The following is a 13,044-nucleotide window of genomic DNA, read 5'->3' as shown; positions in this document are numbered from 1 at the left end:
TCCGGTGAAGGACGGGGGCGGCTAGTCTTCCTGAGGTGCACGTCGCCCATCTCGCGCTGACCGACTTCCGGTCCTACGACGCCGTCGACCTCGGCCTTGAGCCGGGCGTCACGGCGTTCGTCGGCCCGAACGGCCAGGGCAAGACCAACCTGGTCGAGGCGCTGGGCTACGTGGCGAGCCACTCCAGCCACCGGGTGGCGACCGACGGTCCCCTGGTACGGCAGGGCGCGGCGCGGGCGATCGTGCGCTCGGTCGTCGTGCGTGACGACCGGCGGGCGCTGATCGAGCTGGAGATCAACCCGGGCCGGGCCAACCGGGCCAGGCTGAACCGCTCGCCCGTCTCCCGCCCGCGCGACGTGGTCGGCATGTTGCGCACCGTCCTGTTCGCCCCCGAGGACCTCGCCATGGTCAAGGGCGACCCCGGTGAGCGCCGCCGCTATCTCGACGACCTGCTGGTGGCCAGGGCCCCCCGGTTCGCCGGGGTCAGGGCCGACTACGACCGGGTGCTCAAGCAGCGCGGCGCCCTGCTGCGGGTGGCCGCGCAGTCACGGCGCGGCAGGAGTGGAAGGCGGGCGGAGAGCGACGCCGCCTTCGCCGCGGCCGGGGCGGGAGACCCGCTGAGCACGCTGGAGGTCTGGGACACCCACCTGGCGAAGTTCGGCGCCGAGCTGCTCGCCGCCCGCCTCGGGCTGATCGAGGAGCTGCGCCCGCTCGTCGCCTCCGCCTACGCCTCGCTCGCCCCCACCTCGGCCCCGGCCGTCCTCGACTACCGCGGCACCCTGCCCGAGGACGGACCGGAGGAAACGGCCGGGGAGGACCTTGAGGGGCGCATCCGCGCCGCCCTGCTCGACGTGCGCGCCACCGAGCTCGAACGCGGTGTCACCCTCGTCGGCCCGCACCGCGACGACCTGTTCCTCGGCCTCGGCGAGCTGCCCGCGCGCGGCTACGCCAGCCACGGCGAGTCGTGGTCGTTCGCGCTCGCGCTCAGACTGGCCGCCTACGACCTGCTCAGGAGCGACGGCGGCGACCCGGTGCTGATCCTCGACGACGTCTTCGCCGAGCTGGACAGCCAGCGCCGCCGCCGCCTGGCCGAGATCGTGGCGCCCGCCGAGCAGGTGCTGATCACCGCCGCCGTCGCCGCCGACGTGCCCGCCGAGCTGATCGGCGCCCGCTTCGACGTGACCGAGGGAAGCGTGGCCCGTGTCCGCTGAGGAGCCGGCCGCAGGACGCGCCCAGGGCCCCGCAGGGGGGTCCGCGGGGGGGGCCACAGCGGGGACCGGGAAGGGACCCGCGCGGCAGGCCGGGCAGGAGGCGGCCAAGGCGACCGCCGCCAAGGGCGCCGCGATGGCCAGGGAGAAGCTCGCCCAGGCCAAGGCCGACGCCGCCAAGCGCGGCCAGCTCCCCCGCCGCGAACCCCGGCGCAAGCCGTACGGCCAGCGCAGGGACAGCGGCGACCCGAGGCTTTTCGGCAGCGCCATCGCCGACCTGCTCGCGGACCGGGGCTGGGAGCGGCCGGTCGCGGTCGGCGGGGTGTTCGGCCGCTGGCACGAGATCGTCGGCGTCGACCTGGCCGCGCACACCAGACCGGAGACCTTCGCCGAGGGAGAGGTCGTGGTGATCGCGGACTCCACGGCCTGGGCGACCCAGGTCAGGCTGCTCGCGGCCACGCTCGTCAGGCGGCTGAACGAGGAGCTCGGCGACGGGACCGTACGGCGCGTGCGGGTGCGCGGGCCGCAGAACGGGCCACGGCCGAGCGGTGGCCTGCGTGTCACGGGGAGCCGTGGCCCAGGCGACACCTATGGGTGATGATCAACAACTCGGAAAACGGATCAGCGGCCTTTCTGGCGCGGCTACCCCCCTCCCTGTAGGGGGATGCGTAAGCAGAGGGTCGACGCGCGACAGAGGCCTCCAGAGCCCGTCAATGCCGCACGACACGTCCGGAGACGCTAGAATGAAATCGAATTCCGGACACAGTCCGCTTGCGTGTCACCCCGGCCACCGCGCCGACTTCCCCCGGGTGAGCGCATCGGGGCATTCACGACGGTGACGGGCACGGCGGGGCCGACAGGGCCGTTCGCCGCGTGTCCGCGGCAGGAGGATTTCGCACTTGTCCTACGACGCTAGCTCAATCACCGTCCTCGAAGGACTTGAGGCGGTCCGTAAGCGCCCGGGAATGTACATCGGCTCGACCGGTGAACGTGGTCTCCACCACCTCGTCTACGAGGTCGTGGACAACTCCGTCGACGAGGCCCTGGCCGGGCACGCCGACCGGATCGAGGTGACCCTCCTCGCCGACAACGGCGTCAGGGTCGTCGACAACGGCCGAGGCATTCCCGTCGGCATCGTCGAGGCGGAGGGCCGCCCCGCCGTCGAGGTCGTCCTGACCGTGCTGCATGCGGGAGGCAAGTTCGACAGCAAGTCGTACGCCGTCTCCGGCGGTCTGCACGGCGTCGGTGTCTCGGTGGTGAACGCCCTGTCCACGGCGCTGGACGTGGAGATCCGCACCGACGGCCACTACTGGCGGCAGAACTACTCCCACTCCAAGCCGACCGCTCCCCTGGCGAAGGGCGAGGCGACCGACGAGACCGGCACCTCGATCACCTTCTGGGCCGACGACACCATCTTCGAGACCACCACGTGGAACTTCGAGACGCTCTCGCGGCGCTTCCAGGAGATGGCCTTCCTGAACAAGGGCCTGACCATCTCACTGCGCGACGAGCGGCCGGACCACGCCGTCAACGACGAACCCGTCGAGATCGTCTACCACTACGAGGGCGGCCTGGCCGACTTCGTCAGGCACCTGAACTCCAAGAAGGAACCCGCGCACGTCTCGGTGGTCGACTTCGAGGAGCACGGCGAGGGCATCTCCGTCGAGATCGCCATGCAGTGGAACAACTCCTACTCCGAGTCGGTCTACACCTTCGCCAACACCATCAACACCGCGGAGGGCGGCACCCACGAGGAGGGCTTCCGCGCGGCGCTGACGTCGATCGTCAACCGCTACGCGCGTGAGCAGAAGTTCCTCAAGGAGGGCAAGGACGACAACCTCAGCGGTGAGGACATCCGCGAGGGCCTGACCGCGATCATCTCGGTGAAGCTGGCCGACCCGCAGTTCGAGGGGCAGACCAAGGCCAAGCTGGGCAACACCGAGGCCAAGTCGTTCGTGCAGAAGGCCTGCAACGACCACCTGCGCGACTGGTTCGAGCGCAACCCCGGCGAGGCCAAGGACATCATCAACAAGTCCCTGCAGGCCGCGCGCGCCCGCATCGCGGCCCGCCAGGCCCGCGACCTCACCCGGCGCAAGTCGCTGCTCGAATCGGGTTCCGGCCTGCCGGGCAAGCTGGCCGACTGTCAGTGGAGCGACCCGGAGAAGTGCGAGCTGTTCATCGTCGAGGGTGACTCGGCGGGCGGCTCGGCCAAGGGCGGCCGCGACTCCAAGTTCCAGGCCATCCTGCCCATCCGCGGCAAGATCCTGAACGTGGAGAAGGCCCGCATCGACAAGGTGCTGAAGAACGCCGAGGTCCAGGCGCTGATCACCGCCATGGGCACCGGGGTCCACGACGAGTTCGACATCACCAAACTCCGCTACCACAAGCTCATCCTGATGGCGGACGCCGACGTCGACGGCCAGCACATCAACACGCTGCTGCTGACACTGCTGTTCCGTTTCATGCGCCCGCTGATCGAGGCGGGGCACGTCTACCTCTCCCAGCCGCCGCTCTACAAGATCAAGTGGGACCGCAGGGGCGAGGACGCCTCCTACGCCTACTCCGACCGCGAGCGTGACGCGATCATCGAGGACGGCATACAGCGGGGCAAGCGCGACCCGCGCCTGCACGACGGCATCCAGCGGTTCAAGGGTCTGGGCGAGATGAACGCCGGCCAGCTCTGGGACACGACGATGAACCCCGACACCCGGGTGCTCCTGCAGGTCACCCTCGACGACGCCGCCCAGGCCGACGAGCTGTTCAGCGTCCTCATGGGTGAGGACGTCGAGGCGCGCCGCTCCTTCATCATCAGGAACGCGCGAGACGTCCGTTTCCTCGATGTGTAGCGGTAGCCGTACAGACCTCTCTTTCGTAAAGGACCCATCCCAGTGACGGATGTGAACACTCCGCCGGCGGAGCACCAGCGCATCGAACCCGTCGACATCCAGTCGGAGATGCAGCGCAGCTACATGGACTACGCGATGTCCGTCATCGTGTCCCGCGCGCTGCCCGACGTCCGTGACGGCCTCAAGCCGGTGCACCGTCGTGTGCTCTACGCCATGTACGACGGCGGCTACCGCCCCGACCGCGGCTACTTCAAGTGCTCCCGTGTCGTCGGTGACGTGATGGGTTCCTACCACCCGCACGGCGACTCCTCGATCTACGGAACGGTCGTACGGCTCGCGCAGCCGTGGGCGCTGCGCTACACCCTGGTCGACGGCCAGGGCAACTTCGGATCGCCGGGCAACGACATGCCGGCCGCCATGCGTTACACCGAGTGCAAGCTCGCGCCGATCGCCATGGAGATGATCCGTGACATCGACAAGGAGACCGTCGACTTCCAGCCCAACTACGACGGCCGCTCCCAGGAGCCCCTGGTCCTGCCGTCGCGGTTCCCGAACCTGCTGGTCAACGGCTCGGCGGGCATCGCGGTCGGCATGGCGACGAACATCCCGCCGCACAACCTGCGCGAGGTGGCCGACGGCGTCAAGTGGGCCCTGCAGAACCCCGACGCGAGCGACGACGAACTCCTTGAGGAGCTGATCGCCCGGGTCAAGGGCCCCGACTTCCCCACCGGCGCCCTGATCGTGGGCCGCAGGGGCATCGACGACACCTACCGCACCGGACGCGGCTCGATCACCATGCGGGCGATCGTCGAGGTCGAGGAGGACGCCAAGGGCCGTCAGTGCCTGGTCGTCACCGAGCTGCCCTACATCGTCAACCCGGACAACCTCGCGCTGGCCATCGCGGAGTCGGTCAAGGACGGCCGCATCAGCGGCATCGCCGACGTCCGTGACGAGAGTTCCTCGCGGGTCGGCCAGCGCCTGGTCATCGTGCTCAAGCGCGACGCGGTCGCCAAGGTCGTGCTGAACAACCTCTACAAGCACACCCAGCTGCAGACCACCTTCGGCGCCAACATGCTGGCGCTGGTTGACGGCGTGCCCAGGACCCTGCGTCTCGACCAGTTCGTCCGCCACTACGTCGACCACCAGATCGAGGTCGTGGTCCGCAGGACCCGCTACCTGCTGCGCAAGGCCGAGGAGCGGGCCCACATCCTGCGCGCGCTGCTCAAGGCGCTCGACCGGATGGACGAGGTCATCGCGCTGATCCGGCGTTCGCCCTCTGCGGCCGACGCCCAGGGCGGCCTGATGTCCCTGCTGGAGATCGACCAGGTCCAGGCGCAGGCCATCCTCGACATGCAGCTGCGCAAGCTGGCCGCCCTGGAGCGCCAGCAGATCACCGACGAGTACGACGCGTTGATGGCGCACATCATCGACTACCAGGAGATCCTGGCCTCGCCGGAGCGGCAGCGGACCATCGTCTTCGACGAGCTCTCCGAGATCACCGCCAAGTACGGAGACGAGCGCAAGACGGAGATCATCGCCTACGAGGGCGACATGTCGATCGAGGACCTCCTCGCCGAGGAGGACATGGTCGTCACGATCACCCGCGGCGGCTACGCCAAGCGCACCAACACCGACCTCTACCGGGCGCAGAAGCGCGGCGGCAAGGGGGTGCGGGGCGCGCAGCTGCGCCAGGACGACATCGTCGACCACTTCTTCGTCACCACGACCCACCACTGGCTGCTGTTCTTCACGAACAAGGGGCGGGTCTACCGGGTCAAGGCCTACGAGCTGCCCGACTCGGGCAGGGACGCCCGCGGTCAGCACCTGGCCAACCTGCTGGCCATGCAGCCGGACGAGGTCGTCATGGAGGTGCTCGCCCTGCGTGACTACGAGGTCGCGCCGTACCTCGTGCTGGCAACCCGTAGCGGTCTGGTGAAGAAGACGCGCCTTTCCGAGTACGACTCGCCGCGTTCTGGTGGTCTCATCGCCATCAATCTGCGAGAAGATGACGAAGTGATCGCGGCCAGGCTTGTCTCCGAGGAGGACGACCTCCTGCTGATCTCGCGCGGAGCCCAGTCGATCCGCTTCACCGCCTCCGACGAGGCCCTGCGGCCGATGGGCCGGGCGACCAGCGGCGTGATCGGCATGCGTTTCCTCGACGGTGACGAGCTGCTGGCGATGAACCGCATCGCCGACGGCGAAGATGTGTTGGTCGCCACCGAGGGTGGGTATGCAAAGCGCACACCCGCCGACCAGTACCCCGTGCAGGGGCGAGGCGGTAAGGGTGTCCTGACCGCGAAGATCGTCAGTTCCCGTGGCAAGCTGGTCGGGGCGGTCATGGTCAGGCCGGAGGACGAGGTCTTCGCGATCACGTCCGTCGGCGGGGTGATCAGGACCAGCGCAGGAGAGATCAAGCAGTCTGGTCGCCAGACCATGGGGGTGCGTCTGATGAATCTGGTCGATGGAGACAGCGTCGTGGCTCTCGCCCGCAACGCTGACTCTTTGGAGACTGAGGAAAACGGGGAAGGTGAGTAGCCCGTGAGCGCCCAGTCAAGGCCAGGATCGCGACCCGCGTCCTCGTCAACACGTGATCAGGTGTCGGAGAAAATGGATAAAGCCGTCGAAGCAGATCCTGCCAAGGCGGGTGAGCCGTCAGCGGGTGGGGGTGGCAGGCCCGCCCCGGAGCCTGACAAGCCGGTGGCCGACGGCAAGGGCAGGCCGGGTACGGCGACCACCGAGGACGGCAAGGTGCCCGACACCACGGTGCACGTCCGTCCGACCCCTCCGCAGGGAAACTCCTCCTGGTCACCCTCGGGAGGGCCGCCCCCGCCCGCGGGCTTGTCGTCCCCGTCGCAGGACTCCAGGAAGCCGGCCTCCGACAACTCGCCGCGTACGCCGCGCAAGGCCCACCTGGTGTTGCGCAGGGTCGAGCCGTGGTCGGCCATGAAGTTCAGCTTCGTGGTCTCCCTGGTCTGCTTCGTGGTGCTGTTCGTCGCCGTCGCGGTGCTCTACATGGTGCTGAACAGCCTCGGCGTGTTCGACAGCATCATCCAGACGGTCAACCAGTTCACCGTCTCCGACGGCAAGCCGTCCGCGAACGGTTTCAACGTCGCCTCCTGGTTCGAGCCGGTTCGCATCCTCGGATACACCGCCCTGATCGGGGCCGTGAACGTCGTCCTGATCACGGCTCTGTCCACTCTGGGTGCGGTGATCTACAACATCGCCTCCGACCTGGTCGGCGGCATCGAGGTCACCTTCAGCGAGGCCGAGTAACCACCGCCGTCGTGTCCCCGGCGCCGCCCCAGGAGTGGGGCCGGGGACATGGCGCGAGCTGGTGTCGGGACAGGGTAAGCTTTTCCCTGTTCGACCGAACGGATTCGCCTCCCAAAGCGGGATGCGATACCGTTCTTCATGTCGCGAGGGGCTATAGCTCAGTCGGTTAGAGCGCTTCCCTGATAAGGAAGAGGTCCCAGGTTCAAGTCCTGGTAGCCCCACTTTTCTGACCAGCGAAAAGGCCGCTTTCCGATCTTCGGATGGCGGCCCTTCTGCTTTTCGCGTGACCACCGTTTCCGATCAGGCCTCAAAGACGCGGTTCATGGCCATCACTCTGGAGAACCGGGCGGATCCGCTTGTGGTAAACCCGTTCCGTGACGCTGTGGCCCACCAGGCGAGAGATCTCCTCCAGGGGGACACCGGGGTCTGGCAGCGGCGAGACGAAGCCGTGCCGTAGCTCGCGAGGGGGCCCGGCGGACGTTGGTGGAGTCGCCTGAGCGGCGTCCGAACAGGGATGAGGGAACTGACTCAGTGAAGCCGAAGCCGTGGTCGGCTGACATGGCCTGGCTTACCGTGTCCGCGGTCCGCGATTCACTTCATGCCGACACGTGTTGAAGTGGCAATGAGACGACCAGGTACGCCAGTGCCGCGAGGACCAGGGCCGTCAGCAGGGTCGGCGTCCGTTCTCCTCGACGTGCCATCAGCAGCGGTGCGAGGACGAAGACGGCCAGGCAGGCCCATGCCTGCGGGGCGTAGTGCAGGACGAAGGCATACATGATGCTCTCCATCCCGAAGACGCCTCCCAGCGCGGCGAGGCCGATGACACGGTGACGTACGGTACGTCCGTTCCGCCACCACAGCCCGGCCACGCCGAACAACGGGCCGCTGACGACCGCCATCGCGAGCCAGATCAGCGGATAGGTGAGGCTGCCCATGCCGTCACGGCCGAACTCCGCGTACCCGTAGTACCCAACGACCAGACCGATCGAGGCACACAGGCCGGCGGTGGCAGCCGACCGCGCTGACGCCCAGCCGGCAAGCAGGGCGCCGACGACGAACGCCGGGACACACCAGACAGCACCGGAGTTGGCGACCTGGTTCCAGGCGCCAGGAAGCCAGCCCTGGGCCAGATTGGTGACAACACCGAGTCCCAGACCCGCCACGAGCGCGGCTGCCCACGAACCGCTGAGCTTTGCTACCGGGCCGAAGCGGCTGCCCATCAGGAAGATCCCCCTGTCTCCCCTCAGGGGATACCGACAAATCGCAACTATACCGACAAGCAGGTATACCAGTTCGGTGCCGCGCGGCCGTGATCTCCTCTTGGCGGGCGAAGGCGGCGATGGCCACCTGGTACGAAACCGTGCGCTCGCCTGGGGGAGTTGTGCGGCCGGACCGGCTCCCCCTTTGCCTGACCCCCTGTTGGACTCTCACACCCGGGTCCCGGCGGTCCCCTCGGGCCGGGTTGGGGGTGTGACCCCCGTGGCCCCTTGTGAGTAGGGGGATGGCGGGGGTGTGATGTGGCCCTCTCTGTTCTCGCTGGTCAAGGGTCGCGCCCGGGTGTGACCCCCTGTGACCTTGGCGTCGGGCCTGTACGGCCACGCGAGACCCCGGGAGCTGACGGGGTGGGCGGCGTCAGGACCGGGATCCCCCCGACGCCGCCCTGTTCGTCGCCGACCACTGGACCCGATCAACGTACTGACAGGGCAACGCCGGTAGGTGTTCGATAAACCTGGGAAGCGTCATCTATTGAAAGCTGGAAACGGATATGCCGGAATCCGGGCCGAGAGAGTCCAGTGAATCCCGCAAGGAAGAGTTATGCGAGTCCGCTGACCAGGCAGACGGAAACGACAGCGCTCCGGAGGTTTCCACGGATCCTGACCCCGCCGGGTCCGTACCTCCTCTCCAGAATGAGCGAACAGGCCTCTCCGAAACAGGCGAAGCCTCCGAGACACCTCACCCCGGTGACACCCCTTCCGGAAAAAGGAAGCGCGTCTCCTGGTCCCTTTTCCTGGGCCAGAACGTGGGTGAGCGTGCAGGAGTCATCGCCGCGATCACCGGCGTGCTGGCGCTCGTGGTGAGCCTGCTGGCGTGGCTGCTCCCCCAGAGCGGCGACAGGAGCAGCGCTGTGCCGGAGCAGTACCTCGGCACCTGGAGGGGGCAGGTCACAATGACCTTCCCCGACCCCACCAGGGAGGGAAAAGGGGCAGGAACTGACGAGATAACGATAAAGCAGGGCAGTATCGGCGACACCGTCGCAGACCAGCGTGCCGTCGACTGGGGTCAGGAGGCCGGCTGCTCACGTAGCTGGCAGCTCGCCGAGGTCAACGGCGACCACCTCGTTCTGAAGGCCGGAACCACCGGCGCCCCGGCCAACGCGCCATCGGGGCAGACCTGCCTGGCGGATCTGACAATGAGTGTCCGGCTGACCGGTCAGGAAAGAATGGAGATCCAGGCGAACTACACCATCCTCGGAACAGTCACGGGGGCGTTCAGCGGTTCTCTGGTACGGCAGAGCCGAACGTAGCCGGGTCGCGTTTGGCCACGGCGGAACACGACGGCTCTCGGCACCCCGGTACGGACCTTCACCCTCGCCGTGGTGCTGACCGACGCGTCAGGCGCTCCCCGGCGCGGGGAACGGTCCCAAGGCCGTCAGGTGGGGCGGGCAGATCCTCACGTGCCCCCCCGCACACGCGGTCGGGGTCTTGCGTGCCCTAACCGCGTGACAACGCCGGGGAACTCGCACGGACGCTGAATCCCTGGTCGGAGGGCGGTTCTCTCAAAGTCCAGAGTATTTGTGATTCCCTGATAAGGGAGAGGCCCCAGGTTCAAATCCTGGTAGCCCCATCGATAAACGCCTCGGAGCGGGCAGATTCCGGGGCGTTTCGCTATGACGGGCTCATTCGAATGGTCTCCTCGTCTTTTGAGACCCCCGTGCGTGATCCTTGAGCCTCTTGAGCAGCGAGGCGGCCGTGTGCCGCTGAACGTGCGATCGGGCCGGTCTCGTGGGCGTGGTTCTCGTGGTGGTGATCACGCGGCGGACGCGGTCACGGAGCGCTTTCCGCGACCCGCTTGACGTACTGGTTCCGCATGTGGATCAACCTGGGCATGTAATGGCGGAGTACCAGCAGTTCGGCGGCTCTTCCGAGGGGGCCGAGAGGCGCGGTGAACTCGACGATGTCGCTCATCACCGTGCCGCCGTGGTCGTCACCGTGAAAACGGTGGACGTGGTACCAGCGCTCGAAGGGGCCTGACACCTGCTCGTCGACGAAGTATGCGGGGCGGTCGTAGGCGCTGATCGTGGACGTCATCCTCCAGTGGAGGCCGAAGTGCCGCGCCCGCCATGTGACGGTGTCGCCCAGCCGCATGCCACCGGCGGTCACACCGTCGACCGCCTCCTCCGCGGATCCCGCCATCGAGGCGGAGTGGACGTCCACGTCCAGCGATATGTCGAAGACCCGTTCCGGCGGCGCCATGACATGTGTGACGACCTCGAAGTTCACCGTCGGCCTCGTCCCGTGCGCTCGTGCGCGGCTTACCCGGAGATCCCCGTCACCGCGACTGCTCCCGCTTCAGCTTCCGGCGTTCCCAGCTGTTGGGGTGACGGATGACCACACCTCCCGCGCCACCGGTGCCGCTCATGCGGATCAGCGGTGCGCCCGGGAGCCGGGGAGAGGTGACTTTGTCCTTCAGGCCACCGAGGCCCGGGTTCACCTCGACGGTCTCCACGGCCCAGCCGTCGGGAACGATGACCGTGACACCGCCCGCCTGGCCGTGCACCTCCAGCTCGACCTCGGGCAGATCGCAACCGGCCTGGGTGAAGTCGAGTTTGACCCCACCCATGCCGCCGGACGCGACCACCTTCGCGGGCACCTGCCAGTGACCGGCTCGGGTGACGCCACCGAGACCCCCCTGGAGGACCAGCGGCTTTCTCGGGGCCGATGGAACGTCAGGGGGAAGGTCCGCCGTCAGAGGCGCGAGGTCGGCGTATGTCCTGGCGGTCAGCGCCCGCTCCAGCCGCCCGTCCAGCTCGGCGAGGTCGAGGCGCCCATCGGCCGCCGCCTTGCTCAGCCTTTCCACCACCGCCTCGCGTTCGGTGTGGGAGACGCGCCACTCGCCGGAGTGGACGGGGTGTGAGGGCTCACCGGTCATATGGTCGATGATACGAAAAGGGAGGAGAAGCCGGACCCCTCGTTCCGGTGTTCACCGTTCATCACGGGGAGGACGCGGCATGCGGCGCCCGTGTTCGGCCGCTTCCGTGGTCAGGAAGGAGAGGTCAGACGGACTTCAGGACGTCTGCTGTCTCCTCGGCGACGAGTTCGGGCGCGTCTCTTGTCGTTCACCGCCAAAGGCCTCGGTCGGCGGTCTGCCGTCCCCGTCTCCCGTCTCGTCGGCATCGGGGCACGGTAGGTCATCGCCGCCCGACCCAGAGCACCAAACGCTGGTAGGCGGACCCCAGTGCGCGAACGAGGATCCATGCGATCTTGGCGTCCGCTCCGACGAACACCTGTGCCTGCCGGCGCCTCACGCCGAGCAGGATGATCGCGGCCGCCCTGGAGGCGTCCATCCGTGCGACCTTCGTGTCGAACCTCTTTGTGACGGCGGCGGAGTCTTCGCCTTTCGCGAACCGCCCGTTCCGCATGATCGGTGTACGGACACCGCCCGGATAGACACACGTCACCGAAACAGGGTGCCCGTCGAGTCGCATCTCCTGTCGCAGTGACTCGCTGAATCCACGCACCGCGAACTTCGACGCGCTGTAGGCGGTGTAGCACGGCGCCGAGAAGAATCCGAACGCACTGGAAACGGTCACGACGTGCCCGCCTCCCGAAGAGATCAGAAGAGGCAGAAACGTTTTGGCCGTGTTGACCACGCCCAGCAAATTGACGTTCAGCACGTGATCGAAGTCACTGAATTCGGAGTTGATCAGCCTTCCGGTGTGGATGACACCCGCCACGCAGAAGACCATGTCGACACGGCCGAATTCCTCGTGGACGGCGGCCGAATGGCGGAGAACCGCCTGCCGGTCGGTCACGTCGACCGTGTCCGTGAGCACCCGCGCGCCGAACCGCTGACAGCGTCGCGCGGTTTCGGCCACCGCCTCGGCGTTCTGGTCGGACAGCGCCAGCCGCGCGCCCCGCCGAGCCAGGCTCACGGCCAGCGCGCGACCGATTCCCGAGCCCGCCCCCGTGATCACAGCCACCCGATGGGCGTAGTAATCCACTGTTTTCCTTCCGGTGCTTCCTGCTCATCGCCGCGCGCTACGCCGTGATTCGCCGGACGGTGATGAGGCGACCGGCGAAACCGGGCCCATCCGGGTGATTTTTGATCGTACGGTCAAGGCATATCTGTGCAGCCGGTGAGAGAGGAGACGAAACCCTGCCAGGAATGATCTTTCCTCGGATTACTCTAGCTCTTTGATCACCAGGGCTCGACGGGCGAACCGGCCGTGACCGGGAAGCCGTCAAGGATGCGGTTCGAACCGGATTCCCTGCGGCCTGCCGAGGCTTTCCATTTATGTGAAGAAGCTTCCGGAGGACGAATTGATCACCGAGATCACGACGTCCGCCCTAGGAGCTTCGAGCATCGTCGGCATGTCACGTTCGACGCCGAACCACATGGCCGGGCCGTTCCGTCGGTTCCGGTAGGGGACGCGGCCGGTGTTCACCGATTCGGACGTGGAAACGAGGAAAACAGGGAGGAAGATGACGGCCTGAGCC

At 67.4% G+C, this 13,044-nt stretch carries 10 protein-coding genes and 1 tRNA gene; 7 read left to right on the top strand and 4 right to left on the bottom strand.

Features of this window, described 5'->3' with window-relative positions:
• Positions 1-35: 35 nt before the first annotated feature.
• The 6 genes from recF (at position 36) to ABZ470_RS36170 (ending at position 7,548) form a co-directional block, all read left to right on the top strand.
• Positions 36-1,211, top strand: coding sequence for a DNA replication/repair protein RecF (gene recF / locus ABZ470_RS36195; protein WP_352013625.1), 1,176 nt, complete (start codon positions 36-38; stop codon positions 1,209-1,211).
• Entirely contained in the window at positions 1,201-1,806 is a 606-nt protein-coding gene (locus tag ABZ470_RS36190; RefSeq protein WP_362917175.1) for a DciA family protein, read from the top strand. Before recF ends, ABZ470_RS36190 begins: the two co-directional genes overlap by 11 nt.
• Positions 1,807-2,107: 301 nt before the next feature.
• Positions 2,108-4,054 carry a DNA topoisomerase (ATP-hydrolyzing) subunit B gene (gene gyrB / locus ABZ470_RS36185; protein WP_362917173.1) on the top strand — a complete coding sequence of 649 codons (1,947 nt, stop codon included), beginning with the start codon at positions 2,108-2,110 and terminating at the stop codon, positions 4,052-4,054.
• A gap of 42 nt (positions 4,055-4,096) precedes the next feature.
• Positions 4,097-6,589, top strand: a complete 2,493-nt coding sequence (gene gyrA / locus ABZ470_RS36180; protein ID WP_352013622.1) for a DNA gyrase subunit A — start codon at positions 4,097-4,099, stop codon at positions 6,587-6,589.
• A gap of 72 nt (positions 6,590-6,661) precedes the next feature.
• Positions 6,662-7,327 (top strand): DUF3566 domain-containing protein, encoded by a 666-nt coding sequence (locus tag ABZ470_RS36175; protein WP_362917171.1) that lies wholly within the window; start codon positions 6,662-6,664, stop codon positions 7,325-7,327.
• A gap of 147 nt (positions 7,328-7,474) precedes the next feature.
• Positions 7,475-7,548: transfer RNA gene (locus ABZ470_RS36170), tRNA-Ile, on the top strand.
• A 375-nt stretch (positions 7,549-7,923) separates the two neighbouring features.
• Here the strand turns inward: ABZ470_RS36170 and ABZ470_RS36165 are convergent.
• Positions 7,924-8,547 (bottom strand): DUF6518 family protein, encoded by a 624-nt coding sequence (locus tag ABZ470_RS36165; protein ID WP_362917169.1) that lies wholly within the window; start codon positions 8,545-8,547, stop codon positions 7,924-7,926.
• 800 nt (positions 8,548-9,347) lie between these two features.
• Between ABZ470_RS36165 and ABZ470_RS36160 the strand changes: the two genes are divergently transcribed.
• Positions 9,348-9,851 carry a hypothetical protein gene (locus tag ABZ470_RS36160; RefSeq protein WP_362917167.1) on the top strand — a complete coding sequence of 168 codons (504 nt, stop codon included), beginning with the start codon at positions 9,348-9,350 and terminating at the stop codon, positions 9,849-9,851.
• A gap of 520 nt (positions 9,852-10,371) precedes the next feature.
• On the opposite strand, the gene ABZ470_RS36155 is transcribed toward ABZ470_RS36160, so the two are convergent.
• From ABZ470_RS36155 to ABZ470_RS36145, 3 genes are all read right to left on the bottom strand, one after another.
• Entirely contained in the window at positions 10,372-10,827 is a 456-nt protein-coding gene (locus ABZ470_RS36155) for an SRPBCC family protein (protein ID WP_362917165.1), read from the bottom strand.
• A gap of 49 nt (positions 10,828-10,876) precedes the next feature.
• On the bottom strand, positions 10,877-11,476 hold the full coding sequence (locus ABZ470_RS36150; RefSeq protein ID WP_352013617.1) for a DUF1707 domain-containing protein: 600 nt from the start codon (positions 11,474-11,476) through the stop codon (positions 10,877-10,879).
• Between the two features lie 259 nt (positions 11,477-11,735).
• The gene (locus ABZ470_RS36145; protein ID WP_362917163.1) at positions 11,736-12,548 is read right to left on the bottom strand and encodes an SDR family oxidoreductase; all 813 of its coding nucleotides are present in this window, start codon (positions 12,546-12,548) and stop codon (positions 11,736-11,738) included.
• Positions 12,549-13,044 lie beyond the last annotated feature (496 nt).

Source organism: Streptosporangium sp. NPDC020072 (genome assembly GCF_040631445.1).
Lineage (GTDB): Bacteria > Actinomycetota > Actinomycetes > Streptosporangiales > Streptosporangiaceae > Streptosporangium.
The sequence above is the reverse complement of the archived record's forward strand: the minus strand, read 5'-3'. Positions and strand labels throughout refer to the sequence as shown.